20 protein-coding genes are annotated in these 26436 nt (G+C 75.9%); 7 read left to right on the forward strand and 13 right to left on the reverse strand.

The features are described from left to right. Positions 1 to 16: 16 nt before the first annotated feature. The 3 genes from MT994_RS11220 to MT994_RS11230 form a co-directional block, all read right to left on the reverse strand. On the reverse strand, positions 17 to 2671 hold the full coding sequence (locus MT994_RS11220) for a heavy metal translocating P-type ATPase (RefSeq protein ID WP_354806294.1): 2655 nt from the start codon (positions 2669 to 2671) through the stop codon (positions 17 to 19). Between the two features lie 209 nt (positions 2672 to 2880). Beyond that, positions 2881 to 3255 carry a heavy-metal-associated domain-containing protein gene (locus MT994_RS11225; RefSeq protein ID WP_021483343.1) on the reverse strand — a complete coding sequence of 125 codons (375 nt, stop codon included), beginning with the start codon at positions 3253 to 3255 and terminating at the stop codon, positions 2881 to 2883. Between the two features lie 24 nt (positions 3256 to 3279). Next, positions 3280 to 3618 (reverse strand): metal-sensitive transcriptional regulator, encoded by a 339-nt coding sequence (locus MT994_RS11230; RefSeq protein ID WP_021483344.1) that lies wholly within the window; start codon positions 3616 to 3618, stop codon positions 3280 to 3282. A 247-nt stretch (positions 3619 to 3865) separates the two neighbouring features. On the opposite strand from MT994_RS11230, the gene MT994_RS11235 reads away from it, so the two are divergent. From MT994_RS11235 to MT994_RS11245, 3 genes are all read left to right on the forward strand, one after another. Continuing rightward, on the forward strand, positions 3866 to 4348 hold the full coding sequence (locus MT994_RS11235) for a hypothetical protein (RefSeq protein ID WP_076403897.1): 483 nt from the start codon (positions 3866 to 3868) through the stop codon (positions 4346 to 4348). A gap of 84 nt (positions 4349 to 4432) precedes the next feature. After that, positions 4433 to 5530 (forward strand): DUF2330 domain-containing protein, encoded by a 1098-nt coding sequence (locus MT994_RS11240; protein ID WP_354806296.1) that lies wholly within the window; start codon positions 4433 to 4435, stop codon positions 5528 to 5530. Positions 5531 to 5689: 159 nt separating this feature from the next. Further along, positions 5690 to 6292, forward strand: coding sequence for an HdeD family acid-resistance protein (locus tag MT994_RS11245; protein WP_034654883.1), 603 nt, complete (start codon positions 5690 to 5692; stop codon positions 6290 to 6292). Between the two features lie 89 nt (positions 6293 to 6381). Here the strand turns inward: MT994_RS11245 and hemL are convergent, their stop codons facing one another. The 6 genes from hemL to hemE form a co-directional block, all read right to left on the reverse strand. Next, positions 6382 to 7797, reverse strand: coding sequence for a glutamate-1-semialdehyde 2,1-aminomutase (gene hemL / locus MT994_RS11250; RefSeq protein ID WP_354806298.1), 1416 nt, complete (start codon positions 7795 to 7797; stop codon positions 6382 to 6384). Beyond that, positions 7794 to 8828: a porphobilinogen synthase gene (hemB, locus tag MT994_RS11255; RefSeq protein WP_354806299.1), complete on the reverse strand. Its 1035-nt coding sequence runs from the start codon at positions 8826 to 8828 to the stop codon at positions 7794 to 7796. The genes hemL and hemB overlap by 4 nt, the downstream gene beginning before the upstream one ends. Continuing rightward, positions 8825 to 9805: a uroporphyrinogen-III synthase gene (locus MT994_RS11260; protein WP_354806301.1), complete on the reverse strand. Its 981-nt coding sequence runs from the start codon at positions 9803 to 9805 to the stop codon at positions 8825 to 8827. Before MT994_RS11260 ends, hemB begins: the two co-directional genes overlap by 4 nt. Before the next feature lie 134 nt (positions 9806 to 9939). Next, complete coding sequence (gene hemC / locus MT994_RS11265; RefSeq protein WP_354806302.1) at positions 9940 to 11040, reverse strand: hydroxymethylbilane synthase; 1101 nt, start codon at positions 11038 to 11040, stop codon at positions 9940 to 9942. A 175-nt stretch (positions 11041 to 11215) separates the two neighbouring features. After that, complete coding sequence (locus MT994_RS11270; protein ID WP_354806303.1) at positions 11216 to 12688, reverse strand: FAD-dependent oxidoreductase; 1473 nt, start codon at positions 12686 to 12688, stop codon at positions 11216 to 11218. Next, complete coding sequence (gene hemE / locus MT994_RS11275) at positions 12685 to 13839, reverse strand: uroporphyrinogen decarboxylase (RefSeq protein ID WP_354806304.1); 1155 nt, start codon at positions 13837 to 13839, stop codon at positions 12685 to 12687. The genes MT994_RS11270 and hemE overlap by 4 nt, the downstream gene beginning before the upstream one ends. Before the next feature lie 50 nt (positions 13840 to 13889). Between hemE and MT994_RS11280 the strand changes: the two genes are divergently transcribed. The 3 genes from MT994_RS11280 (at position 13890) to MT994_RS11290 (ending at position 19201) form a co-directional block, all read left to right on the forward strand. Further along, a complete protein-coding gene (locus tag MT994_RS11280; protein ID WP_354806306.1) occupies positions 13890 to 15263 on the forward strand; it encodes a glutamyl-tRNA reductase in 1374 nt (457 codons plus the stop codon). 201 nt (positions 15264 to 15464) lie between these two features. Further along, positions 15465 to 18167 (forward strand): GH92 family glycosyl hydrolase, encoded by a 2703-nt coding sequence (locus MT994_RS11285; RefSeq protein WP_354806307.1) that lies wholly within the window; start codon positions 15465 to 15467, stop codon positions 18165 to 18167. 98 nt (positions 18168 to 18265) lie between these two features. Beyond that, positions 18266 to 19201: a hypothetical protein gene (locus tag MT994_RS11290; protein WP_076403882.1), complete on the forward strand. Its 936-nt coding sequence runs from the start codon at positions 18266 to 18268 to the stop codon at positions 19199 to 19201. 15 nt (positions 19202 to 19216) lie between these two features. On the opposite strand, the gene MT994_RS11295 is transcribed toward MT994_RS11290, so the two are convergent. After that, complete coding sequence (locus MT994_RS11295; protein ID WP_354806308.1) at positions 19217 to 20584, reverse strand: CoA transferase; 1368 nt, start codon at positions 20582 to 20584, stop codon at positions 19217 to 19219. Between the two features lie 177 nt (positions 20585 to 20761). Here MT994_RS11295 and MT994_RS11300 point away from each other — a divergent pair, with 177 nt between their 5' ends. Beyond that, a complete protein-coding gene (locus MT994_RS11300) occupies positions 20762 to 22012 on the forward strand; it encodes an SH3 domain-containing protein (protein ID WP_354806310.1) in 1251 nt (416 codons plus the stop codon). Between the two features lie 37 nt (positions 22013 to 22049). Here the strand turns inward: MT994_RS11300 and MT994_RS11305 are convergent, their stop codons facing one another. The 3 genes from MT994_RS11305 to MT994_RS11315 all read right to left on the reverse strand — a co-directional run bounded on the left by MT994_RS11305 (position 22050) and on the right by MT994_RS11315 (position 26238). Then, a complete protein-coding gene (locus MT994_RS11305; protein ID WP_354806312.1) occupies positions 22050 to 23846 on the reverse strand; it encodes a hypothetical protein in 1797 nt (598 codons plus the stop codon). 126 nt (positions 23847 to 23972) lie between these two features. Next, positions 23973 to 24440 carry an NUDIX domain-containing protein gene (locus MT994_RS11310; RefSeq protein WP_222123552.1) on the reverse strand — a complete coding sequence of 156 codons (468 nt, stop codon included), beginning with the start codon at positions 24438 to 24440 and terminating at the stop codon, positions 23973 to 23975. Between the two features lie 160 nt (positions 24441 to 24600). Then, entirely contained in the window at positions 24601 to 26238 is a 1638-nt protein-coding gene (locus MT994_RS11315) for a family 10 glycosylhydrolase (protein ID WP_354806314.1), read from the reverse strand. Positions 26239 to 26436 lie beyond the last annotated feature (198 nt).

Below are 26436 nucleotides of genomic sequence, written 5' to 3' on the forward strand. Positions count from 1 at the left end.
ATCCCGTCGACGAGTGTCAGGCAGCGCGGCGGAGGCGGAGGGAGTTGCCGACGACGAGCACCGAGCTCGCGGCCATCGCCGCGCCCGCGATCATCGGGTTGAGCAGGCCGGCCGCGGCGAGCGGGATCGCCGCCACGTTGTAGGCGAAGGCCCAGAAGAGGTTCTGCTGGATGACGCGCAGAGTGCGGCGCGACAGCCGGATCGCGGTCGCCGCGCTGCGCAGGTCGCCGCGGACGAGCGTGAGGTCGCTCGCCTCGATCGCGACGTCGGTGCCGGTCCCCATCGCGAGCCCGAGGTCGGCCGTCGCGAGCGCGGCGGCGTCGTTGACGCCGTCCCCGACCATCGCGACGACGCGGCCCTCGCGCTGGAGCCGGGCCACGACGTCGACCTTCTCGTCGGGGAGGACGCGCGCGACGACGTCCGTCTCCGCGATGCCGACGGCGCGCGCCGCCTCGAGGGCCGCGCCCTCGCCGTCGCCCGTGAGCAGGTACGGCCGCAGGCCGAGCTCCCGGAGCTCGCGCACGGCCTCGGCCGACGTGGGCTTCACCGGGTCGCGCAGCACGAGCACCGCGCGCGCCCGGCCGTCCCACGCGACGACGACGGCGCTCGCCCCCGACGCCTCGGCCGCCGCGAACGCGTCGTCGAGGGCCGGCTCCGGGGTCACGCCCTCGCGCGCGAGCCACGCGGGCTGCCCGACGAGCACTCGGCGCGCGGTGAGCCCCGCCCCGTCGGCGCCCAGCGAGAGACCCGAGTGCGCGGTCCGGACGACGGCCTCGACCCCGCCGCCCGGGGCGCTGCGGAAGTCGAACGCCTGCAGCGAGCCCACCGCGACGCCGTCGGCCCCGACCCGGGGACCGTCGTCCGACGCCGGGGCGCCCGCGGGCAGGTCGCGCGCGGCCGTGGTGATCGCGCGCGCGATCGGGTGCTCGCTGAGGGCCTCGACCGCGCCCGCGTGGCGCAGGGCGTCGCGCGCGTCCGCAGCCGCGGGGTCGTCGGCCACGAGCCTGTCGAGCGGCGCGCGGCCCGACGGCGTGACGACCGCCTCGAGCGCCATCGCGCCCTGGGTGACCGTGCCCGTCTTGTCGAGCACCACCGTGTCGACGCGGCGCGTCGACTCGAGGATCTCCGGGCCCTTGATGAGGACGCCGAGCTGCGCGCCCCGGCCCGTGCCGACGAGCAGGGCCGTCGGCGTCGCGAGCCCCAGCGCGCACGGGCACGCGATGATGAGGACCGCGACCGCGGCGGTGAACGCGAGCTGCGTCCCGGCGCCCGCGAGGAGCCACGCGGCCAGGGTCCCCACCGCGAGCACGAGCACGACCGGCACGAACACCGCGGAGATACGGTCCGCGAGCCGCTGCACCGGCGCCTTGCCCGTCTGGGCCTGCGTGACGAGGCGGCCGATCTGCGCGAGCGTCGTCTCCTCGCCCACGCGCGTCGCCCGCACCAGCAGCGCGCCCGCCGCGTTCACCGTCGCGCCGGTCACGGCGTCGCCGGGTCCGACGTCGACCGGCACCGGCTCGCCCGTGAGCAGCGACGTGTCGACGGCGCTCGACCCCTCCAGCACGACGCCGTCCGTCGCGACCTTGTCGCCCGGCCGCACGAGGAACACGTCGCCCACCGCGAGGTCGGCGACGGGCACGCGCTCGGTGACGCGCGCGCCGTCGGGCCCGGTGCGCGGGGTGCCGTCGGGGGCGAGCAGCACGCGCTCCGCGTCCTTCGCGCCCAGCGCGAGCAGCGACCGCAGCGCGTCGCCCGCGCGCCGCTTCGAGCGGTGCTCGGCGTACCGGCCCGCGAGCAGGAACGTCGTGACGACGGCCGCGACCTCGAAGTAGAGCTCGGGCGCGGCGCCCGCGTGGCCGCGCGACGGGACGAGCGTCGGCTCCATGCGCATCCCGAGCGCGCCGGCGCCGCCCAGCAGCAGCGCCCACAGCGACCAGAGCGTCGCGGCGACCACGCCGAGCGACACGAGCGTGTCCATCGTCGACGCGCCGTGCCGGGCCGCGCGGAACGCCGCCGCGTGGAACGGCCACGCGGCCCACGTGACGACGGGCAGCGAGAGCGCCGCGACGACCCACTGCCAGCCGGTGAACTGCAGCGCCGGGACCATCGACAGCGCGACGACCGGCACGGTGAGCACCGCCGCGACGCGCAGGCGCTGCGCCAGCACGGCGCCGCGGTCGGTCGGGACGGCGCCGTCGTCGGGTGCGGCGGTGGCGCGGTCAGGCCCGACGGCGCGGTCGGGCTCGATGGCGGGGGCCGGCTCGGTGGCGGGGTCGGCGGAGGTGCGCGGGCCCGCCTCCGGGTCCTCCGGCCGCACCGCCGCCTCGGCGGTCGCTACGGCGGTCGTCTCGCCCTGATCCGCCGGGGGAGTGCCCCGGTCGGCCGTGGCGGCTGCGCGGCGGGTCGTGACGCGGGCCGTGTAGCCGGCCTTCTCGACGGCTTCGACGAGGTCGGCGTCGGTGACGTCGGCCGCGAGGACGACGTGCGCGGTCTCCAGCGGGAGGTTGACCGTCGCGGTGACGCCCTCGACGCGGTTGAGGCGCTTCTCGACGCGCGCGACGCACGACGCGCACGTCATGCCGCCGATCGCGAGGTCGACCTCGGCGACGGGCCGGGCCTCCGCGGCTCCGCCGGGTGCGGCGGTCGGCGTGGGCGCGGGCTGTGCGGTCATCGGTGGGGCTCCTCGACGGGGTGCGGGGCGAGGTCGCCGCGGTGGTCCGGCGTGGTGGCCGTCGCGGCGTGCGCGGCGCTGCTCGTGCGCGCGGGGGGTCGGGGGTCGCGGTGGCGACCGGGACCCGGGGTGCCCGACGACGGTCGCGGCCTCGTGCGGTCGAGGCGCGTCCCGCCGTCGGGCACCGGGGAGGTGCGGACCGGGGACGGTCAGGCGCGGGGCGGGACCTGAAGGTCGTACGTCTTCGTCGCGGGGGCGGCGTCGGCGGCGGGCTCGGTGCCGCAGCCGCACGCGCAGTCGTGCGCCTCCTGCTTGTCGGCCGCCTGCTCGGCGTACTGGGCGGCGAGCGCGTCCTGCTGGACCTCGACCGACGCGACCTCGTACCCGGCCTCGTCGACGGCCTCGCGCAGCGCGGCCTCGTCGAGCGGGTCGTCGGAGAAGACCGTGACCTCGGACGTGCTGCCGACGCGGAGCTCGACGCTCACGTTCTCGACGCCGGCGACGGCCTCGAGGTCCTTCGTGACGTGGGCGACGCAGTTGCCGCAGGTCATGCCGGTGACGCCCAGGGTCGTGACGGTGCTCATGGTGCTCCTCGGGTGGTGGGGTGGTCAGCTGCGGACGAGGCGGGCGATGGCGTCGGCGGCCTCCTTGACCTTGGCCGCGCCCTCCGCCTCCGACTGGCGGGCCGCGTCCACGACGCAGTGGCCCAGGTGGTCCTCGACGAGGCCGATGCTCACGGCCTGGAGCGCCTTGGTGACGGCGGAGACCTGCGTGAGGATGTCGATGCAGTAGACGTCCTCGTCGATCATGCGGGCGATGCCGCGCACCTGGCCCTCGATGCGGCGCATGCGCTTGAGGTACGCCTCCTTGTCGGACGCGTAGCCGTGCGGACCGGTGTGGACCGCCTGCTCCTGCTCGACGGCCGTCGCCTCGGTCGTGTCGGTCATGCTCTCCTCCTCGTCCAGGACGCGATAGCGCGCCCGCCGCGCGGGTGGTGCGGCGGTGATACCCCGTCAGGGTACGCCCCATCATACCCCCGTGAGGTATCCGCGGGGAGGCTCGGCGAACGCCTCCTGGGCCGTGACACGTGTCATGCCCGTGGGGTGAGGACTCCACCCCGTCCGGTGACGGGCCGCACTGCCGCAGGCGCCGTACCGGCGCGAGGCTGGAGGCACCACCAACGAGAGGCGCACCATGACCGACATCGTCACCGGGCTCCAGGACCTCACGCAGGGCCTGCCGCCCTTCCTGCGCTGGGTCGGGGTCCTGCTCGCCGGCGCGATCCCCTACGTCGAGGCCGAGGGCGCGGCGGTCCTCGGGGTCGTGGCGGGCGTCAACCCGTTCGTCGCCATCCCGGTCGCGATCGTCGGCAACGCGATCGCGCTCGCCCTGGTCGTCTGGGTCATCGGTGCCGCGCGCAGCGGGATCACGCGCGGACGGACCGTCGAGACCACGCCCAAGCGCCAGCGGATGCGGCAGGTGTTCGACCGCTACGGCGTGCCCGGCGTCAGCCTCCTCGGGCCGCTGCTCCTGCCGAGCCACGTCACCGCCGCGGCGATGGTCGGGTTCGGGGCTCCGCGCGCCCGCGTCTTCGCGTGGGGAGTCGTGGCGGTCGCCGCCTGGGCGCTCGTGCTGGGCGTCGTCGTGCACCTCGGGGTGAGCGCCGCCGTCGGCTGACGGCCGATCACGACGCCGTCACGACGGGATCACGATTCGTCGCCCGCCGCGCGGTGCCCCGGGTGCGCACCTACCCTCCCAAGCATGGGCACGGGAGCCGGAGCACGACGCGCGCTGCGCGTGGCGGTGGTGTCGGTCGCGCTCGCGGGGACGGGCGTCGTCGCGGCACCGCCCGCGGGCGCGTGCGCGTGCGGCGGCCTCGTCGACGGGCCCGCGTACGACACGGCGGTCTCCCACGAGACCGCGGTCCTCCAGTGGGACGGGACCACCGAGACGATGCTCGTCGAGCTCTCCACGCTGTCGAACGCGCCCGAGGTCGGCCTGCTGCTGCCCACGCCCGCACCGGCGGAGGTCGCGCTCGCCGACCCGCAGGTGTTCCGCGAGCTCGACGAGCTCACCCAGCCGCGCGCCGTCGTCTCCGACACCCGGTGGTGGCCCGAGCTCGGCTTCGGGAGCGGGGCGGACGCCGTGGCGGGCGCGGGCGTCACGGTGCTCGAGGAGGTCCGCCTTGGGCCGCTCGACGTCACGACGCTCGGCGCGAGCGACGCCGGCGCGCTCGACGCCTGGCTCACCGAGCGCGGGTTCCAGCTCCCCGAGACGATCCGGACGGCCCTCGCCCCCTACGTCGGCGAGGGCTGGTCGTTCGTCGCGGCCCGGCTCGCGCCCGAGGAGGCGGCCGCGTTCGACGGCACGCTCCAGCCGCTCCGGGTCACGTTCCCGAGCGGCTCGCTCGTCTACCCCATGCGCATGTCCGCCGTCGCGGAGGACACCCAGAGCACGCGCACGTACGTCCTGGCCGACCACCGCGTCGACCGCGTCGACCCGACCGCCGAGGCGCAGGAGCCGACCGTGCGCTTCGCCGGACGGCTCGACCCGGCGGACGTCACGTCGCAGGAGCTCGCCGCGCTGCTCGCCGCCGGCGGCTTCGTCACGGCCCACGAGCAGGTGTTCACCGCGCCGGCGACGCAGATCGTCTCCGACTTCTCCTTCGCCCCCGCCGCCGCGGACGTCGCCTTCACCCCGACGTACGCCGTGGTCGCCGAGAAGCGGATCGGGCCGTTCTTCGCCGGGCCCGTCCTCGCGTTCGCCGGCGTGCTCGCGCTCGCGGCGCTCGTCGTCTGGCGAGGCCGACGACGGCGCGCGCCCTCGCCGGCCCTCGCGCCGCACCCCGCGCGCGCCTGAGCGGCACGACCCGGCCCGCTGCCCGGGTCACCCCGGACGGGCGAGACGCGCGGTTCGCCGCGACACGCGGCACCGCCGGGTGTTCCATGGAGGCGAAGCGGGAGGCGCCCGGGCCCAGGCCGTCGGGAGCCGGCCCGTCACCTCGGCAGGGGAGTGACCATGACGATCCAGGACCCGATCCTCACCGCCTTCTCGCGCACCGCGAAGCAGGTCTGGTACTGGCCGGTGATCCGCGGCGTGCTCGCCATCCTCTTCGGCATCATCGCGCTCGCGTGGCCGGACAAGACGGCGGCCGTCGTCATCTGGGTGATCGGCATCTTCGCCGTCGTCGACGGCATCGTCGAGATCGTCGAGGGCGTCCGGCGCCGCGGCACGGGCAGCGGCACCGCGCTCCTCGTGACGATGGGCGTCCTGAGCCTCGCGGTCGGCGTCGTGCTGCTCGTGTGGCCGGGCAAGACCGCGATCGTGCTCACCTGGATCGTCGGGTTCTGGGCCGTGGTCTACGGCCTGTTCCAGACGGTCGCGAGCCTCGACCTGCGCAAGGTGCCCGGGAGCGGGTGGGGCTGGGGCGTCGTCGCCGGCCTGCTCGGCATCGTCTTCGGTCTGCTCGTGCTGTTCAACGTCAACGCCGGCCTGGTGTCGATCGTGTGGCTGCTCGCGCTCTTCGCGATCGTCTGGGGCGTCATGCTCATCGCGTTCGGCGTCCAGATCCGCTCGCTCGGCCGACAGGCCGGACGCGCGGCAGCACCCGGCACGTACTGACCCCCGCCGACCACGGGGTTGCTGTCGTTCTGAGCGTCAGGACGACAGCAACCCCGTGCTCGGCGGGTGGGATGCTCCGGCCGGACGCGTCAGGCGGGGCGGGCCTCCGCGGCCGCGCGGGCGGCGGCGGGGAACGCGTCGAGGATGCGGGCGACGGCGGTGTCGTCGTGGGCGGCCGAGACGAACCACGCCTCGAACACTGACGGCGGCAGGCTGACCCCGGCGTCGAGCATCGCGTGGAAGAACGCGCGGTACCGGAACGTCTCCTGCGCCTGGGCCTGCGCGTAGTCGCGAACCCCTGAGGTCGCGGCGAGCTCGCCGAACATCACGGAGAACAGGGAGCCCGCGCGCTGCACGCGGTGCGGCACGCCCGCGGCGTCGAGCGCGGAGCTCACCGCCGCCGACAGCACGCCCGCGACCTCGTCCACGCGCGCGTACACCGTCTCGTCGGCGAGCCGCAGCGTCGCGAGGCCCGCCGCGACCGCGACGGGGTTCCCCGAGAGCGTGCCCGCCTGGTAGACGGGGCCGAGCGGTGCGAGCTGGTCCATGACGCTCGCCGGTCCGCCGACCGCGGCGACGGGCATCCCGCCGCCCACGACCTTGCCGAAGGTGAACAGGTCGGGCGTGTAGCCGTCCGTGCCCTGGCCGCGCAGCACCGCGTTCTCGAGGCCCCACCAGCCGCTCGGCCCGACGCGGAAGCCCGTGAGCACCTCGTCGAGGATCAGCAGCGCGCCGTGCGCCGCCGTGATGCGGCGCAGGCCCTCGTTGAAGCCCTCCGCGGGCGGGACGACGCCCATGTTCGCGGGCGACGCCTCGGTGATGACGGCCGCGATCTCGGATCCGCGCTCCGCGAACGCCGCCTCGACGGCCGCGAGGTCGTTGTACGGGAGCACGAGCGTCTCGGCCGCCGTCGCCTCGGTGACCCCGGCCGAGCCGGGCAGGGCGAGCGTCGCGACGCCGGACCCCGCCTCGGCGAGCAGCGCGTCCACGTGCCCGTGGTAGCAGCCGGCGAACTTCACGACGACGTCGCGCCCGGTCACGCCGCGCGCGAGGCGGATCGCGGTCATCGTGGCCTCCGTGCCCGTGGACACGAGGCGCACGCGCTCCGCGGCGGGCACCCGACGGCGGATCTCCTCCCCGAGCTCGACCTCGCCGAGCGTCGGCGCGCCGAACGACAGCCCGCGGGCCGCCGCCTCCTGGACCGCGGCGACGACGTCGGGGTGCGCGTGCCCGAGCAGGGCCGGGCCCCACGAGCACACGAGGTCGACGTACTCGCGGCCCGCGACGTCGGTCACGTACGGGCCGCGCGCCGAGGCGAGGAACCGCGGGTCGCCGCCCACGGACCCGTAGGCGCGCACGGGCGAGCTGACGCCGCCCGGGAGCACGCCCTGCGCGCGCACGAACGCGGCGTGGTTGTCCGCCCCGCCCGCGCCCGGCGCGCCGAACAGCGCCGCGTCCTGCGCCTGCACGGCCTCCGCCGTCCCGAAACCGCCCGTGTCCGTCATGCCCGCGTCCTTCCGTCGTTCTCGTCCAGCCAGCCCGCGAGCTCCGTCGCCCAGTAGGTGAGGATCACGTCCGCGCCGGCGCGCTTGATGCCGAGCACCGACTCCGTGACGGCGGCGCGCCGGTCGATCCAGCCGTTCGCCGCGGCCGCCTCGATCATCGCGTACTCGCCCGACACCTGGTACGCCGCGACGGGCACCGCCGACATCTCCGCGACCGCCGCAAGCACGTCGAGGTATGACCCGGCGGGCTTCACCATGACCATGTCCGCGCCCTCGGCGAGGTCGAGGTCGGCCTCGCGCAGGCCCTCCCGGGCGTTGCCCGCGTCCATCTGGTAGGTGCGGCGGTCGCCCTGGAGCGCCGAGTCCACGGCCTCGCGGAACGGCCCGTAGAACGCGCTCGCGTACTTCGCGGAGTACGCGAGGATGCCGACGTCGTCGAACCCGGCGGCGTCGAGCGCCTCGCGGATCACGGCGACCTGGCCGTCCATCATGCCCGACGGCGCGACGACGTCCGCGCCCGCCCGCGCCTGCGCGACGGCCATCGAGGCGTAGCGGTCGAGCGTCTCGTCGTTGTCGACGACGACGCCCCCGTCCCGGCCCTCGGCCAGCACGCCGCAGTGCCCGTGGTCGGTGAACTCGTCGAGGCACGTGTCCGCCATGACGACGGGCCCGCCGCCCGGGTGCTCGCGCGCCGCCTCGACCGCGATCCGGATGCCGCGCTGCAGGATCCCGTCCTCGGCGTCCGCCTGCGTGCCGGTCGCGTCGCGCTCGGCCGGGATGCCGAAGAGCATGACGCCGCCGACTCCGGCGCGCGCGGCGTCGCGCACGGCGTCCGCGAGCGTCGCCTCGGTGTGCTGCACGACGCCCGGCATCGACGAGATGGGGCGCGGGGCGTCGAGGCCCTCCTTGACGAACAGGGGGAGCACGAGGTCGGACGCGTGCACGCGCGTCTCGCTGACGAGCCGACGCACGCGCGGGCTCGTGCGCAGGCGGCGCGGCCGGTGGTGCCCGACGGGGAGCTGGTGGGTCACGAGGGGTCTCCTTCAGAGGTCGGGTCGACGCCGGTCGTGCCGGCGGCCGGGGGAGCGGCCGGGTCGTCGGGCTCGGCGGTCGTGCGGGTGGAGGGACCGGTGGTGGCGAGCGCGCCGACGAGCGCGGCGGCCAGCGCGGCGTCGGTCGGGCGCTTCGCGACGGCATCGAGCCGCAGCCCGACGTCGCGCGCGGCCCGGGCGGTCGGGTCGCCGATCGCGACGCCCACGACGTCGTCGCGCGGGCCGAGCTGCCGCGCGACCTCGCGCGCGACGCTCCCCGAGGTGAGCACGACGGCGTCCACCGCGCCCGCGCGCCACGCCGCGACGACGTCCGGCGCGAGCGTGTGCGTGACGGTGCGGTAGACGGTGACGACGTGCGGGACGTACCCGAGGTCGTGCAGGCCGTCGTGCATCGTCGGCGCGGCGAGGTCCCCCTGCGGCAGCAGGACCACACCTCTACCTCGCGAGGTAGAGCCCTGGTCCCCCGAGGTAGAGCCCTGGTTCCCCGAGGTAGAGCCGCGGTCCGCCGAGGTAGAGGCCTGGTCCGACAGGGGGAGGGCGGCGAACGCGGCGACGAGGCCGCGGGCGGAGTTCTCGTCGGGCTCGAGCTCGACGGTGACGCCGACCGCCTCCAGGGCGCGGCGCGTCGCGGGCCCGACGGCGGCCCAGCGGGCCCGGCGCGCGGCGTCGCCGAGGTCGACGCCCTGGCGGGCGGCGCTCGCGACGAGCTCGTCGATCGCGTTGACGCTCGTCACGACGACCCACGCGAAGTCGCCGTGGAGCAGGCGGGCGAGGGCGCCGTCGACGGGCGCCGTGTCCTCGACGGGCGCGCGCTCGATCGCCGGGCTGACGAGGACGTGGGCGCCCGCGTCGCGGAGCGTCGCCGCGAGGCCCGCGGCGCGCTCGGGCGCGCGCGGGACCAGGACGGTCCGACCGGCGAGCGCGTCGGCCCGGCGGGCTGCGTCCAGGTCGTCCACGGGATCCCCAGCGTCCACGGGGTTCCCAGCGTCCACCGGGTCCGCAGGGTCCACCGCGTCCGCCCTGCCGCGCGCCGGGAGCGAGGGCACCACGGGCGCGGGTCCCCGCGACGGGTCGCGCAGCGGTCCGGGGCTCATTCCGCCGCGCCGCGGTAGCCGCCGTCGCGGAGCTGCTCGCGGGCAGCCTCCACGGCGCGGTCGGTCGCCGGGGCCTCGACGGCGGGGGCGTCGAGGACAGGGGTGCCCGCCCCGGTCTCGCGCAGCGGCGCGAGGCGCGCGGCGCCGTCGGCGAGGAGCGCGTCGGCGACGCGGGCACCCAGCCCGCGCGCGACGTCGTCCCGGGCGGTCGCGGCGGCGGCGAGCGACCCGGTGCTCGGGGGGAGCGCGGCGCGCGCGGAGTGCGTGAGCTGCTCGGCGCCGTCGACCCGCGCGACGACGGCCGTCAGCGCCACGTCGCCGTCCTCCACGACGGCGTGCGCGCCGACGGGGGCCGCGCACCCGGCCTCGAGCCGGCCGAGGAGCGCGCGCTCGGCGAGCACGGCGAGCCGCGTGGGCTCGTGGTCGAGGTCGTGCAGGGCGCGGGCGAGGACGGGGTCGTCGAGGGAAGACGTGCGTACCTCGACGGCGAGCGCGCCCTGCCCGGCGGCGGGCGCCATGATCGCGGTGTCGATCACCTCGGACACGGCCTCGAGCCGGCCGAGGCGGGCGAGCCCCGCGTACGCGAGCACGACGGCGTCGAGGTCCGCCTCCTCGCCGAGCGCCCGGGCGAGGCGCGTGTCGACGTTGCCGCGGATGTCGACGACGTCGAGGTCGGGGCGGACGGACCGGAGCTGCGCGGCGCGCCGCGGCGACCCGGTGCCGACGCGCGCGCCGCGCCGGAGCGTCGTGATGGTCAGGCCGCCGCGCGCGCACAGGACGTCGCGCGGGTTCTCGCGCTCGGGCGTGACGACGGTGAGCCCCGGTGCGGGCTCGGTCGGGAGGTCCTTGAGGGAGTGCACCGCGACGTCGCACCGGCCGTCGAGCAGCGCCTCGCGGAGCGCGGTCACGAAGACGCCCGTGCCGCCCATCTGGGCGAGCGAGCCGGTGAGCACGTCGCCGTCGGTGCGGATGCGCACGATCTCGACCTCGCGGCCGGTCAGCTCTTCGAGGCGGCGGGCGACGTGGCCGGTCTGGGTCGTCGCGAGGGCGCTGCCGCGCGTGCCCACGCGGAGGGGCGTCGTACCTGCAGGACTCACGGAACCAGTCTCTCCCCACTTCGGCATTCCACGAAAATGTGCACGTCACAGCGCGGGAATGATGCGGGGAGTGACGTGGTCCTGACGGCCGGTCAGGAAGTTGCGGACAATGTGTCAGGTCATTTCGCGGGGAATTCTCGGGACTATTCCGGCGCGCAATCCGGTGAGGATTCCCTCACCCCGCGGCCGCGAGGCCGCGGGCGCATTCCTGTGCGTGGCCGACGATCGACGCGAGCCCCGTCCCGGCGATCCAGCCGCCGGTCACGGCCAGCCCGGGCACGGCGTCGACGCGCGCGACGAACGCCGCGACCTCGCGCCGGAACGCGGGCGTGGGCGGGGGCAGCGCGCCGTTCCACCGCGTGACGACGTGGCCGAGGACGCGCCCGTGCAGGTCGACGCCGAAGAGTCGCGACGCGTCCACGACGACGCGGTCGAGGTCCGGCTCCGTCGTCGCGCCGATGCGCCCGTAGCTCAGGCGCACCACGTGGTGCCCCGGCCCGGCGGCGGCGCGGACGCGGTCGCGCAGCCAGGGCCACTTGGCGGTCGAGTGCGTGAGCGCCTTGGCCTCGACGTCCGACGGCGGCGCCGCGCGTCCGGCGTCGCGGTGCGGCGGGGCGACGAGCAGGCCGGTCCCGCGCGGGGCGTCGTCGAGCTCGGGCGCGCGCAGCAGGAGCGTCACGAGCCGCACGTCCGCGCCGGGCTCCGGGTCCGGCAGGAGGTCGGCCGCCGTCCCGACGAGCGGGCCGAGCGCGTCGACGAGCGCCGGGGTCGTCACGACGAGGCGCGGCGCGGCGAGGTCGACCGGACCGCTCGGGGTCTCGGCGCGCACGAGCCAGGTCCCGGGGCCGCCGTCCGGGGCCGCGGCGCGCGAGATCCCCGTGACCTCGTGGCGCAGCCGGACGTCGGTTCCCGCGACGAGCCCCTCGACGAGCCGGTGCATCCCGCCGTCGATGCCGCGCACGGCCGACCCGGCGGGGGCGAGGGCGCGCATCGACGCGACGGCGCGCGCGAGCGACCCCTCGCGCTCGAACGCCTCGCGCAGCCCGGGCGCGACCGCCGCGACGTCCAGCCGGTCGAGCGGGGCGGAGTGCACGCCGGAGGCGACCGGCGCGACGAGCCGCTCGGTCACGCGCGCCCCCATGCGGGACCGCGCGAACGTCTCGAGCGTCCGCAGGTCGGTGAACCGGCGGGGCAGCACCCGGTCGAGGCTCGCGCGCAGCGACCCGCCGAGGCCGACGGCGCGGCGCACGTCGCGCGACCACGGGTCCGCGGGGATGCCGAGGACGCCCGCGCGCGGCAGGGGGTAGGCGTGCCCGGCGGCGTAGCCCCACGCGCCCGCGCCCGACGGCTCGACGACGTCCAGCCCCAGCTCGTGCACGAGGTCGCCGACGGCCGTGCCGCGGGCCGCGAACGACTCGGCCCCGAGGTCGACGCGCACGCCGTCGAGGCCGGGCAGGTCGCCGCCTCGGACGGGCCCGCCGGGCGCCTCGGCGGCGTCCAGCACGACGACGCGCAGCCCCTGCGCGCGCAGCGTCCGCGCGGCGGTGAGCCCGGCGACGCCCGCGCCGACGACGACCGCGTCCGCGGTCTCGACCCCTTCCGGTGCGGCGGGTGCGGACGGACGGGGAGTCGTCGGCTCGGCGCTCACCGTCGGGTCGCCTCCTCGGTGGCGGCGTCGGGAGCGTCGTCCGCGAGCGCGTGGACGAGCGCGACGACGCGCGTCAGCACGTCGGGGTCGGTGTCCGGCGGGACGCCGTGGCCGAGGTTGACCACGTGCCCCGGGGCCGTGCGCCCGCGGCGCACGACGTCCCGGACGTGCGCCTCGAGCACGTCCCACGGCGCGGCGAGCAGCGCGGGGTCGATGTTGCCCTGCACCGGCACGGGGGCGTGGCCCTCGGCGAGGAGCCGGGCGGCGTCGTCGAGCGGCGTGCGGTAGTCGACGCCCACCGCGACGTCCTGCACCCCGGCCGCGGTCACGGCGTCGCGCATGGCGGGGAGCAGGTGCCCCGTGCCCGTGCCGAAGTGGACGACGGGCACGCCGAGGTCCGCGACGTGGGTGAGCGCGCGCGTGCTCGCCGGGGCGGCGCCGGCCGCGTAGTCCGCGAGCGAGAGCGAGCCGGCCCACGAGTCGAAGAGCTGCGCCGCGCTCGCGCCCGCCTCGACCTGCGTCCGCAGGAACGTGCCGGTGAGGTCGGCCGCCCAGTCGACGAGGCGCTGCCACGTCTCCGGGTCGCCGCGCAGCAGGGCGCGCGCCGCGAGGTGGTCGCGCGACGGCCGACCCTCCACGAGGTAGGCAGCGAGGGTGAACGGCGCCCCGGCGAACCCGATGAGGGGCGTCGTGCCCAGCGCGTCGACGGTCAGCGCGACGGCCTCGCGGATCGGGGCGAGCGCGTCCTCGGTGAGCTCGCTCTCCACGAGCCGGGCGACGTCGTCGGGCGTGCGGTACGCCTGGCCCATGACGGGGCCGACGCCCGGCGTGATCTCCACCTCGACGCCCGCGAGCCGCAGCGGGACCACGATGTCCGAGAAGAAGATGCCCGCGTCCACGCGGTGCCGGCGCACCGGCTGGAGCGTGATCTCGGACGCGAGGTCGGGGCGCAGGCACGAGTCGAGCATGCTCACGCCCTCGCGCGCGGCGCGGTACTCCGGCAGCGAGCGGCCGGCCTGGCGCATGAACCACACGGGTGTGATTTCCGGGCGCTTTCCGGTCGTGCCCGCGCGCAGGGCCTGCACGAGCGGGGAACGGTCCGTGCGGCCGTCGGTCAGGGGATGGCCCGGGGAAAGGGCGACAGGAATCACAGCTACCGATTCTGCCTCTCTCCCGGGGGAATGATTAAATCGGAGGCACTGTGGCTCTTCTCTCCCTCACGGCCAGCCACCACGAGCTGGACCTCGACGCCCTGGAACGACTCTCCACCGGGGCCCACTCGATCGGCGGCTCCGCGGTCGCGGCGTGCGACGTGATCACCGGTGCGGTCGTCCTCGCGACGTGCAACCGGTTCGAGCTGTACCTCGACGTGGACGCCCCCCTCGACGGCACCGGTGTGCAGCACGCGACCGAGCACGTCGCACGCATGGTCGCCGAGGCGTCGGGCGTGGAGGTGGCCGAGGCGCTCGCGTCGTTCCGCACGCGCGCCGGGACCGAGGTCGCCGAGCACCTGTTCGCCGTCGCGTCGGGCCTGGACTCGATGGTCGTGGGGGAGCGCGAGATCGCCGGCCAGGTGAAGCGGGCGCTCGAGACCGCGCACGCCGACGGCGTGACGTCCTCGACGCTCGAGCTCCTCTTCCAGACGGCGTCGCGCACGTCCAAGAAGGTCAGCACGCAGACGACGCTCGGCGGGGCCGGTCGCTCCGTCGTCGCGCTCGGGCTCGACCTCGCCGCCGCCGAGCTGCCGCCGTGGCCGCAGGTCCGGGCCGTCCTCATCGGCACCGGGTCGTACGCGGGCGCGAGCCTCGCCGCGCTGCGGGCGCTCGGGTGCGACGACGTGCGGGTCTACTCGCAGTCCGGCCGCGCCGAGGAGTTCGCCGCCGCGCGCGGTGTGGAGGCCGTGACGGACCTCGTCGCGGCGCTCGAGGACGCGGACCTCGTGGTGTCGTGCAGCGGCGCGCGCGGTCGGGCGCTCGCCGCAGACGCCGCGCGCCCGGGCTCCGAGCGGCGCGAGCAGGCGATCGAGCACGTGCTTGACGCCGCCGCCGTGGTACGGGCGCGCGAGCGGGCCGCGGTGCGGGCGGGCGACGAGCCCGTCGCGCGCCCGACGGTCGTGCTCGACCTCGCGCTGCACCGCGACGTCGACCCGCGCGTGGCCGACGTCGAGGGCGTGCTCCTGTACGACCTCGCGACGCTCGCGGCGCACTCGCCGTCGATCGCGTCCGAGCTCGTGACGCAGGCCCGCACGATCGTCGACGAGGCGACGCGGGCGTTCGAGGAGACGCGCCTCGGGCGAGCGGCGGACACGGCGGTCGTCGCCCTGCTGGCCGACGCCGAGCGGCGCGTCGCGCTCGAGGTGGCCGACGTCGTCGCGCTGCGCGAGGCGGACGGCGACCCGGTGGAGCCGGACGAGGCCGACGAGATCGCGCGCGGCGTGCGGCGCCGCGTGCACGCCGACCTGCACCGCGCGATCGTCGCGGCCCGCGCGGAGGCCGTCGCCGCGGCGCAGGCCGAGGAGCGCGCGGTCGTCGCGGACGCCCAGGCGCTCGTCCACGTGGCCGCCGGCGCGCGCTGACCCCGGTCCGCTCGGACGGACCCGCTGCCCTGGGCATCCGATTGACAGCGCAGTCATAGCCGGGAGAGGGTGGCCGACGGACGCCCGTCGTCGACCAGGAGCACCGTCGCCCCGCCACGAGCGGCCCGGGCGGCACCTGACCGAACGGCCCCGGGGCGCCCCGGGCGACGACGCCCGGTCGCACGTCGAAGAGGACATGGCATGAGACGACCACGACTCGCCCTGCTCGCCGCGGGGCTCGCGCTCGCCGTCGCGCCGGGCACCCTGCTGCCCGCCGCCGCGGGCGCCGCCCCCGCCGACGAGGGCACCGTCACCGCCGCCGCGGGCGACGACCTCACGCTCGAGGTCAACCCGTTCGTCGGCACCGAGAGCGAGGGCAACGCCTACCCCGGCGCGACCGTGCCGTTCGGCATGGTCCAGCTCAGCCCGGACAACACGAACTCCTACGCCTCGACGTCGTACAGCACGAACGCCGGGCGCGTGTGGGGCTTCAGCCACCGGCACGTGAACAGCGCGGGCTGCCCCGCGGCGGGCGAGCTGCTCGTCACGCCGGACACGAGCGCGACCCCGCGCACGGCGCGCTCCTTCATCGCCATCAAGGACCAGAAGAGCACCGAGCGCGCGTCGGCCGGGTTCTACGAGGTGACGCTCGCGAACGACGTGCACGCCGAGCTCACCGCGACCACGCGCGTCGGCGCGCACCGCTACACGTTCCCCGCCTCGACGACGTCGCACCTGTCGTTCAACGTGGGCCAGACCCTGCGCGACGCCGGCGCGAGCTCCGTGACGTGGGTCGACGACCGCACGCTCGAGGGCTGGGTCGACAACGGCGGCTTCTGCGGCGGCACGCCGGACAAGCAGCGGTACTTCTTCAGCGCGACGTTCGACCGCCCGGTCGCGTCGAGCGGCACGTGGGGGACCGACGCGCTCTACGTCGCGGGCTCCACGACGAGCGAGGTCGCGGGCGGCAACAACGGCGCCGTCGCGGTGTTCGACACCACGACCGACCGCGACGTCGAGGTGAGCGTGGGCGTGTCGTTCGTGAGCGTCGACGGCGCGCGCGCCAACCGCGAGGCCGAGGCCACCGACGAGGGCGGGCAGGTCGCGTTCGACACCGTGCGCGAGGAGGCCCGCGACGCGTGGAACGCCGAGCTGAGCCGTGCCGCGATCGACGCGTCGCCCGACCAGCGCCGCATCTTCTACACCCAGCTCTACAAGACGCTGCTCTCGCCGACGATCGGCAGCGACGTCGACGGGCAGTACCGCGGTATGGACCTCGAGGTCCACCAGGCCGACGGCTGGGACTACTACCAGAACTTCTCGCTCTGGGACACGTACCGCACGCAGGCGACGCTGCACGCGCTCCTGCTGCCCGAGCGCGCCCAGGACATCGTGCGCTCGATGTACCAGCACCGCGTCGAGGGCGGCTGGCTGCCGCGCTGGTCCCTCGGCGCGCTGGAGACCAACATCATGGCGGGCGACCCCGTCACGCCGTGGCTCGCGGAGAACTTCGCGCTCGGCACCGTCCCCGACGACGTCGCGGACGAGCTGTGGGACTACCTCGTCGAGAACGCCACGACGACCCCGCCGGACGACGTCGCGTCCGTCGGGCGGCGCAGCACCGAGTTCTACGCCGAGCACGGCCACGTGCCGTTCTACCCCGAGAACGAGGGCGGCCTCGGCGGCCAGTTCGAGGAGTACCGCCACGGCGGCTCGGCGACGCTCGAGCTCGCGCTCGCCGACGCGAGCCTCGGCGCCGCGGCCGAGCGCACGGGCCGCGAGGGCGGCCAGGCGTTCCTCGACAAGGGTCGCAACTGGCGCAACCTCTGGAACCCGGACGTCGAGCTCTCCGGCGGCTTCCAGGGCATGGTCAACGCGAAGCGCCCGACGGGCGAGTTCGTCACGCTGCCCGAGCTGACGGACGTCACGCGCTCCGGCTTCCACGAGGGCGTGCCGTGGCAGTACCAGTGGATGGTGCCGCAGGACGTCACGGGCCTCCAGGAGGTCATGGGCAGCGAGGACGGCTTCGTCGAGCGTCTCGACTACTACTTCGACCAGCCGGCGCTCGCCGCGAACCCCGGCGTCTCGCCGAGCACGTGGGCCAAGGGCGGCAGCTCGTACTACACGACCATCCGCTACAACCCGGGCAACGAGCCGACGATCATGAACGCGTGGCTCTACGGCTACGTGGGCCAGCCGTGGAAGACGAACGACGTCCTCGCCGCCAACCTCAACCGCTTCCCGGACACCCCGGGCGGCGGCGTCGGGAACGACGACCTCGGCACGCTCGCCGCCTGGTACGTCATGGCGTCGCTCGGGTTCGAGCCCGTCATGCCGGGCTCGGGGATCCTCGCGCTCAACGCGCCGAAGGTGCAGGCCGCGACGCTCACGACCGACGCCGGGGCGACGCTGCGCATCGACGCGGCGGGCGCGAACGAGAAGCTCCCGAGCTACGTCGCCGGCCTGGAGGTCGACGGCGTCGCGCACACCGCCGCGTGGCTGGACGTCGCGGCGCTGCAGGACGGCGGCACGCTCGACTTCGACCTGTCCGACACGAGCGAGGGCCTCACGTGGGGCACCGGCGCTGCCGACCGCATCCCGTCGGTCTCCGCCGTCGCCCCGCCCGCACCGGTCGAGGTCGAGGCGAGCGCGCGCTGCCTCGGTGGCCGGGCGTTCGTCGCGGTCCGCGCGACCAGCACGGCCGACGCGCCGGTGGACGTGACTCTCACGACGCCGTTCGGCGAGCGGACGGTCCGGCACGTGCAGCCGGGCAAGAGCGCCTACCAGTCGTTCACGACGCGCGCGACGTCCGTCGAGGCCGGGACGGCGACCGTCACGGTCGTCGCCGCGGACGGCACGACGACGACGGCCGACGCGGCGTACGAGGCGCTGGCCTGCGGCTGACCGCCACGTCGCCACGGGTGCGCGTCGCGCACCGGACGAGGGCCGTCGTCGGGCAGCACGCCCGACGGCGGCCCTCGCCGCGCCGCTAGGCTCGCCGCGTGAGCACCACCACGCGCCTGGGCGTCCTCGACATCGGCTCGAACACCGTGCACCTCGCCGTCGTCGACGCCGCGTACGCGGCGCGTCCCGTGCAGGCCGCGGGGGCGCGCACGGTCGTGCGCATCATGCGCTACCTCCGGCCCGACGGGTCGCTCTCCCCGGAGGGCGTCGCGGCGATGCTCGCCGCCGTCGACGACGCGATGGCGCTCGCGCGCGAGTCGGCCGTCGACGAGATGCTGCCCATGGCGACGTCGGCGCTGCGAGACGCGACCAACGGGCCCGAGGTGCTCGCCGCGATCGGCGAGCGCGTCGGGCAGCCGGTCCACGTGCTCTCCGGCGAGGACGAGTCGCGCCTGACGTTCCTCGCCGCGCGCCGCTGGCACGGCTGGGCCGCGGGCCGGCTGCTCGTCCTCGACATCGGCGGCGGGTCGCTCGAGATCGCGTCGGGCGTCGACGAGGAGCCCGATCTCGCCGTGTCCCTCCCGCTCGGCGCGGGGCGCATGACCATGGCCTTCCTGCCCGACGACCCGCCCGCACCCGAGCACGTCGAGGCGCTGCGGGAGCACGTGCGCACGACGCTCGCGCCCGCCGTCGCGCGGTTCGCCCGGCTCCCGCGCCCGGACCACGTCGTCGCGACGTCCAAGACCTTTCGCTCGCTCGCGCGGCTCGCGGGCATGCAGACCGAGGCGGTCGGTCCTGACGACCGGTGGCGGATGCGCCGCGCGCAGCTCGCGGACTGGGTGCCGCGGCTCGCGCGCATCACGGCCGAGGGCCGCACCGCGCTGCCGGGCATCACGCCGGAGCGCACGTTCCAGATCGTCGCGGGCGGGGTGGTCGCGGTCGAGACGATGCGCGCGCTCGGCGTGGACGAGGTCGAGATCTGCCCGTGGGCGCTGCGCGAGGGCGCGATCCTGCGCCGCCTCGACCACGCCTGACGCCCGGAGAGCAGCTCAGCCGTCGGCTCCGGGCGCGTCGTGCGGACTCGCCCACCGCGGCGCGTCCGTGCCCCACGGCCTGGCCGGGGCCGGGTAGTCGTCGACGGGCTCGCCCGCGAGGCGGTCGAGCGCGGGCCGGGTCGTCGTCGCCGCGACGTCCCGGCCGTCGAGGCGCACCCGGTGCCCGACGACGCACCGCGCCCCCGGCGTCCGCGGCGGCCCGTGCGCGGGGTCGCGCCCGGGGGCGACGAGCAGCGCGTGCGCGGTGCGGGCGAGCGCGCCGTCGACGTCGCGCCCGCGGCCGTCGGCCGCGCGGTCGGCGAGAGCGTCCACGACGGCCGCGGCCAGGAGGTAGCCCGTCGCGTGGTCGAGCGCCTGGGCGGGCAGGGCGCCGGGCGCGGCAGTCGAGGCGTCGCCCACGGTCCCGTCCCGGGTGCCCTCCACGAGCGCGATCCCGCTGGCCGCCTGCACGATCGAGTCGAAGCCGCGCCGCGGCGCCCACGGGCCGTCGTCGCCCCACGCGCTGACGCGCGCGTGCACCGCGCCGCCCGGCAGGCGCAGGCCGAACGCCCCGACCGCGCCCGGGCGGTAGCCCGTCACGAGGACGTCGGCGGCGTCGAGCAGCTCCTGGGCCCGGGCCCGGCCGCCGGGGGTCGCGAGGTCGAGCAGCGCGGACCGCTTGCCCTGCCCCGTGTCGAGGTGCTGGACCTCGATCTCGGGCAGGCCCGGCGGGTCGACGCGCAGGACGTCCGCGCCGAGCAGCGCGAGCGTCCGGGTCGCGACGGGCCCGGCGATGACGCGGGTGAGATCCAGGACCCGGAGGCCGGCGAGCGGCCGGGGCCCGACGGCGAGCGGGCGCGGGGGAGCGGCGTCGTCGCGCACCGCGGTCCGCACGCCAGGGCCCGACGCCGCGGCCCGGCCCGGCGCGGACGCGCGCCACTCGTCCGCGGAGCGCACGCGCACGGCGATCGCGCCGACCGAGGCCGCGAGGTCCTCGACCTCCTGCGCCGACCGCGCGGCGAGCGCCGTCGCGACGTCGTCCCGGGACGGGGGGTCCGCGACCGTGGCGGGCAGGTCGAGGAGCGCGAGCAGCCGCGCGCGGTGGTGCGGGTAGTTCGCGTGCGTGCGGACCCAGCCGTCCGCCGTGCGGAAGAAGCCGGACAGCGGCGCGAACCCGTCCACCGGAGCGCCGTCGACCCGCAGCAGCCGGTCGCTCGCGAACGCCGCCGCGACGCGCTCGGTGTCCGGGCCCGGTCCGGGGTCGAACCCGCCCGCCCGCGCCGCGGCGTCGCGCACGGCCGCGACCGACGCGAGCGCGAGGCCGAGCACGGGCAGCGTCGCAGCGAGGAGATCGTCGTCCGCGCGTCCCGTCCCGACGGTCATGGCACGACGTTACGCCCCGCGCCGTCCAGCCTTCGGCGCTGTTGGACGGTCGTCCATCTGGCGGTCCCCGCGGACTGGCCTTACCGTTCCTGAGGCGTGTCAACCCGACACGCCGGGTATGTCTGATTTCTTTTCAGGGGGCAGGGGATGGTTCGGAACGCGAGGCGCTGGTCGGGCGTGGCGAGCGTGGCGATGGCGACGGCGCTCGCCACGGGGCTCGGCGGCCTGCTCGTCGCCCCGAGCGCGAGCGCGGCGGCCGCCGTCGTGGCACCGCTGGGGGCGCGCACCTACTCGGTCTCCTCCTACTACGGCCCGCGCTGCATGCCGGTCGCCAGCGCGTCGACCTGGCACCTCGGGCAGGACCTCGGCGCGACCTCCGGCACGCGGATCAACGCGATCGCCGACGGCACCGTCCTGCGCGCGGGCAGCGTCAGCGGGTTCGGGCAGTGGGTCGTCCTGCGGCACACCATCGGCGGGAAGACGGTCTCGAGCGTCTACGGGCACGTCATCGACGGCGACAAGTACGTCAAGGCCGGGCAGACGGTCAAGGCCGGGCAGCGCATCGCCGACGTCGGCTCCACCGGCATCTCCACCTCGCCGCACCTGCACCTGGAGGTCTGGAACGGCACCTACGGGTCGGGCGCGTCGCACACCGACCCGCTCGCCTACCTCAAGGGCAAGGGCGTCGACCTCGGGCGCGACGCGACACGCGTGGCCGCCCGGTCGACCGCGACGTCCTGCACCTACTACACGAAAGCCGCCGTGGACGTGCGCGCCGGGGCGGGCACCGGCGCCGTCGTCGCCCGGGTCGCGCGCGGGGCGACCGTCGTCGGCAAGCCCGGGGACGAGAGCGGCACGTGGCGTCGGGTCACGTCGGGGCGGACGACGGGCTGGGTCCCGGCCGCGAGCATCGGGCCGACGAAGCCCGCGCCGGTCAGCACGCCCCCGGTGACGAAGCCGCCGGCACCCCAGCCGGCGCCGAAGCCGTCGGCGCCCCAGCCGGCGACGCGGTACGTCACGGCCGCGTCGCTCAACCTGCGGGCGTCGGCGACGACGTCCTCGGCCGTGGTCGCACGCCTCCCGAAGGGCACGAAGCTCGCGGTCGCGTCGACCTCGGGCGGCTGGCTCAAGGTCACCGCGAACGGACGGACCGGCTGGGTCTCCGCCCAGTACACCTCGACGAGCGCACCGGCGGCGCCCGCGAAGCCCGCCCCGGCACCGCCCCAGGCCGCGACGTCGTACGTCACCGCGTCGAGCCTCAACCTGCGGGCGTCGGCGTCGACCTCGTCCAAGGTCGTCGCACGGCTCGCGCGCGGCTCCGCGGTGACGCACGCGGGCACCGCCTCGAAGGGGTGGCTCAAGGTGACCGCCGGAGGCCGGACGGGCTTCGTCTCGACCGCGTACCTCTCGGCGCAAAAGCCCCGCTGAGGCGACCCGGCGCCGCGCCCCTCCGGGCGGCGCGGCGTCAGCCCCCCGGCGTCACCGTTCCGGGGAACCGGGCGGCGGAGCGGTCCGTGACCGAGCCGTCGCCCGCGGCGTTGATCTCGCTGATCATCATGACGAGGTCCAGGTCGGAGTCGGCCGCTCGGGCCAGGCTCGTGGCGAGCTGGTACGGGTCCGAGAGCGGCTTCATGTCGTAGTCGGTGACGACGGCCCGCGTCTGCATGCCGAGGGCGTCGTTCTCGACGGCGGTCCGCACGCTGTCGGCGAGGCGGTTCATCTGCGACTCGGTGAGCGTCATCGTCACCTGCTGGCCGGGCGACACCTCGCCGGACGGCGAGAAGCCGGAGAAGTCGCGCGTGTTGAAGTACTGCGACGACATGTCGTCGGCCGTGACGTCGAACGAGTACGTGCGCGCCGACAGGTCCTCCGTGCCGGAGGCGTCGAACGACTGCGACAGGCGGAAGTCGCCCCGGTCGCCGTACGTCGCGGTCATGAGCTGCTCGGTGCTGCCGTCGGGGTAGGTCGTCGCGACGAGCGACCCGGTGTTCTGGCCGATCTGCCACTCGGCCCCGCCGACGGGCGTATCGAAGCCGACGGTCGACGTCGAGTCGTAGTTGACGCGCTCGATGGTCGTCGTGCCGGAGATCCCGGTCGACGGGTCCCCGGGGATCTCGCCGGTGACGAGGTAGGTGTCGTAGGCGGCCTGGCCCTCGGGCGTCGACAGGTCGAACTCGGCGCTGCGCAGGGACGCGCCGTCGAGCGACGTCGTGTTGCCGAGCATGACCTTGACCGCGTCGAAGTCGAGGCCGAGGCCCGCGTGGTTCGCGATCGCCTCCGTCGGGCCCGCGGTGACACGGACCGTGTCGTCGCCCGTGCGCTCGATGAGGCTGCTCACGCCCTCGGAGTCCTTGACGGACGACTCCAGCGCGATGTGCCGGAACGCGGCGTCGAGCTCGGTCTTGGCGTAGCTCCCGCCGTCCATCGTCACGGACGAGCCGACCGGCATGCTCCGCGGGTCGAACGGGTTGACGGACCCGGGGTCGACGTCGGTGCCGTCGGGCATCTTCAGGGTGTACTCGGACGTGACGCCGGTCGTGTACCCGCCGCTGACGCCCGTGCCGCCCTTCGAGACGCCGCCCTCGACCCCGATCGAGACGTCCGACTTCGAGGTGTAGGTGGTGAAGCCGTCCTCCGACTTCTCCCCGACCGTGTACTCGGCGCCGCCGTTGACGCCGAACGAGACCTTCGAGCCGTCGGTCGTCTTGAACCAGTCGGCGAGCGACCCGCTGCCGGAGTACGTCGTCTCGCCGCTGTCCGGGTCGTGGGAGACGCCGAAGCCGACCTTCGACTCCGTGCCCTCCGTCGCGGGGCTCCCGAGGCCGCCGTTGTCGGAGCCGCCGCTCTGGCTGCCCTTCACCGAGACCGTCGGGCCGCCGGGGCCGTCGCCGCTCTCGCCCGAGCCGCCGTCGCCCGACCCTCCGGAGCCCGAGCCGCCGGACCCCGACCCGGACCCGCCCGACCCGCCGGCACCCCCGCCGGCGCCACCGCCCGTGCCGTCGGAGCTGGCGCTCTCCTGCTGGTCGGCGTTCGTGCGCACCTTGTCGGCCGCGTCGCGCAGCGTCGCCGCGGCCGCGGCGAGCGCGGGGCCGAGCTCGGAGGTCCAGCGGCCGCGCAGCTCGTCGCCGTCGGGCCCGGCCCAGCGGGCCCCGCTGACGGTGGACTGGAGGCCGCCGCGCGTCGTCTCGAGCGACTCCGACGCCGTCGTCAGGCTCTGCGCGAGCCTGCGCAGCTCGCCGATGTCGGCACCGTAGAACCCCATGGTCGTCCCTCTGTCGCGGCGGATCGTGCTTCCGGAGCGTACGTGGACGGGCGCCCCCGCGTCTCGGGGTGCCCATGGGGCGAGGTCCCCATGCCGCGTCCGAGCGGCCTGCCTGCGGGCGCGCGGTCAGGCCGAGAGCACGTCCGCGAGGCGTTCGAGGACGATGCGGCCGGCGGGCGGGACGCGGTCCGCGTCCGCCGGCGTGAGCCACGCGAGCTCGGCGATCTCGGCGTTCGGTGCCGGCTCGGGGGACCCGGGCAGCGGCTCGGCGTACAGGCAGTGCATCCGCACGACGCGCCCGCCCAGCCCGTGCCCCGGGGCCTCGGCGACGAACGCGGGCCGGACCGTCCCCGGGTCCAGGCGCACGCCGAGCTCCTCGTGGATCTCGCGCACCAGCGCCTCGGTGTCCGTCTCGCCGGGCTCGACCTTGCCGCCCGGCATGAAGAAGCGGTCCTTCCCGGTCGTCCGCACCGCGAGCAGGCGTCCGTCGCGGACGTTCACCCACCCGACGGTGCGCAGGGGCGGGAGGTCGGACGGCGGGGCCGACGCTCCGGCGGTCGAGGGGTCGGCGGGGCGCAGGTCGGGCGTGCTCACGCGTCCTACTGTGCCACCCGGCACCCACGGCGGGGCGGCCGCGGAACCCCGACGGCGCGTGGCGCACCCAGCGAACCACGCGCCGTCGGGCCTGCCCCTCGCGCGGCCCCAGTTCCGGCGAAGGGCGATCGTGCCGGGCCGAGGCCCGGCACGACGATCGTCACACCGACCAGCGGACCCTGCTCGGTGCGGACTCGTTCCAGACGCGGTCGAGCGCGGTCACGGCGTACGTATACCGGCGCCCGCGGACGGCGGTCGGGTCGAGGAAGTCCTGGACCACCCGGCCCTCGGCGCGCTGCGTCGCGACGAGGTGCGCCGGGTTCTCGGTGTCCACGTGCTGCACCCACCCGTCGGCACGGTAGATCGCGAACGACGTCGCCGCGAACCGGCGGCCGCCGGCGTCGGTCCAGTGCACGCGGACGCCGTCGTCGCGCCAGCCGGCCCACGCGAGCACGGGGATGCGGACCTTCGTGCCCGGGAGGTGCGGCATGGCCGGGACGAGCGCCGGGTACCGGTAGTGGTCGTCGCGCACGCGCGTCATCGATCCCTGCGGGTCGGCCGGGACGTGCTTGGCCGAGAAGTAGACGTTGCCGTGCACCGGGTGCTCCTGCTCCTGGCAGAACGTCAGGTGGTTCGACAGCTCGGCCGGGTCCGTGAAGACGCCCGACGTCACCTTGTACAGCGCCTCGCCGATGTACAGGTGCGTGCCGGACTGCGCGGCGACGTCGGCCCACCACGGGACGAGCTTCGCGTAGTCCGCGACGGCGAGCCCCAGCTGCCAGTAGATCTGCGGGTTGATGTAGTCGAGCCAGCCCTCGAGGACCCACTTGCGCGTGTCGGCGAACTGCATGTCGTACGACTGCGAGCCGCCCGTCTGCGAGCCGCGCGGGTCCGTCGAGGCGTTGCGCCAGATGCCGAACGGGCTGATGCCGAACTTGACCCACGGCTTCGCCTGCTTGATGCGCTGCGAGATGGACTGCACGAACGTGTCCACGTTGTGGCGCCGCCAGTCCTCGACCCGGTCGAAGCCGGCGCCGTGGGTCGCGAAGGTCGCGGCGTCCGGGATCGTCTCGCCCGCGACGGCGTACGGGTAGAAGTAGTCGTCGAAGTGCACGCCGTCGATGTCGTAGTTCTCGACGCTGTGCAGGATCGCGTTCTTGATGTGCTCCTGCGCCGCGGGCAGGCCCGGGTCGAAGTAGAGCTTGCCCCCGTAGGCCCACACCCACTCCGGGTGCTGCCGCGCGGGGTGCTCGGGGACGAGCCGCCCCGGGTCGGCCTGCATCGACACGCGGTACGGGTTGTACCAGGCGTGGATCTCGAGGTTGCGCCGGTGGCACTCCTCGACGACGAACGCGAGGGGGTCGTAGCCGGGGTCCTGGCCCTGCACACCCGTGAGGTACTGCGACCACGGCTCGTAGGGGCTGGGCCAGAACGCGTCGGCCGTCGGCCGGACCTGGACGAACACGGCGTTGAGGCGGAAGTCGCGCGCGACGTCGAGCCAGCCGAGGAGCTCGGCCTTCTGCTGCTCCGCCGAGAGCCCGGACGCCGACGGCCAGTCGATGTTCACGACGCTCGAGATCCACATCGCGCGCAGCTCGCGCTTGCGGGGTGCCGGGGCCGCAGTCGGTGCGGCGTGGGTCGCGCCGGGCGTGGTGAGCGCGGCGGCCGGGGTGAGCGAGCCGACCGTCACGGTGAGCGTGCTCGCCGCGACGCCCGCCGTGGCGAGGGTGAGGAACTGTCGTCGTCCGACGCCGGGCGGGGCCGGGGCGGGGGACGTGGGGGAGCCGTCGAGCGTCATTGCTGATCCTCCGGGTCGTCGAGTATGTGGCAGATAGTTTCACAGAACGTCGTGTCTGTGAAGGTTTGCGCCACGCGTTCCCGGCGGTGGCGCCGCGCGTGGTGGGTCGTCGGCGCTCCGCGCCCGGCGCGGTGCGGGGTGCGAGGTGGAGCTCTCCCGGCCCGTGCCCCGCGGGCCGCGACGCGCCGTGCGGGGCGG

The sequence above is a fragment of the Cellulosimicrobium sp. MI9406 genome (assembly GCF_040595865.1).
GTDB classification, from domain to species: Bacteria; Actinomycetota; Actinomycetes; order Actinomycetales; family Cellulomonadaceae; genus Cellulosimicrobium; species Cellulosimicrobium funkei.

Excerpts from the sequence above, each read along its gene's own strand:
- hemL (WP_354806298.1), bottom strand. The coding sequence starts at position 7,797 with ATGACGGACACGGGCGGTTTCGGGACGGCGGAGGCCGTGCAGGCGCAG.
- MT994_RS11240 (WP_354806296.1), top strand. The coding sequence starts at position 4,433 with ATGGGCACGGGAGCCGGAGCACGACGCGCGCTGCGCGTGGCGGTGGTG.
- MT994_RS11235 (WP_076403897.1), top strand. The coding sequence starts at position 3,866 with ATGACCGACATCGTCACCGGGCTCCAGGACCTCACGCAGGGCCTGCCG.
- MT994_RS11225 (WP_021483343.1), bottom strand. The coding sequence starts at position 3,255 with ATGAGCACCGTCACGACCCTGGGCGTCACCGGCATGACCTGCGGCAAC.
- MT994_RS11305 (WP_354806312.1), bottom strand. The coding sequence starts at position 23,846 with ATGGGGTTCTACGGTGCCGACATCGGCGAGCTGCGCAGGCTCGCGCAG.
- MT994_RS11315 (WP_354806314.1), bottom strand. The coding sequence starts at position 26,238 with ATGACGCTCGACGGCTCCCCCACGTCCCCCGCCCCGGCCCCGCCCGGC.
- MT994_RS11230 (WP_021483344.1), bottom strand. The coding sequence starts at position 3,618 with ATGACCGACACGACCGAGGCGACGGCCGTCGAGCAGGAGCAGGCGGTC.
- MT994_RS11295 (WP_354806308.1), bottom strand. The coding sequence starts at position 20,584 with ATGACCGTCGGGACGGGACGCGCGGACGACGATCTCCTCGCTGCGACG.
- MT994_RS11285 (WP_354806307.1), top strand. The coding sequence starts at position 15,465 with ATGAGACGACCACGACTCGCCCTGCTCGCCGCGGGGCTCGCGCTCGCC.
- MT994_RS11220 (WP_354806294.1), bottom strand. The coding sequence starts at position 2,671 with ATGACCGCACAGCCCGCGCCCACGCCGACCGCCGCACCCGGCGGAGCC.
- MT994_RS11245 (WP_034654883.1), top strand. The coding sequence starts at position 5,690 with ATGACGATCCAGGACCCGATCCTCACCGCCTTCTCGCGCACCGCGAAG.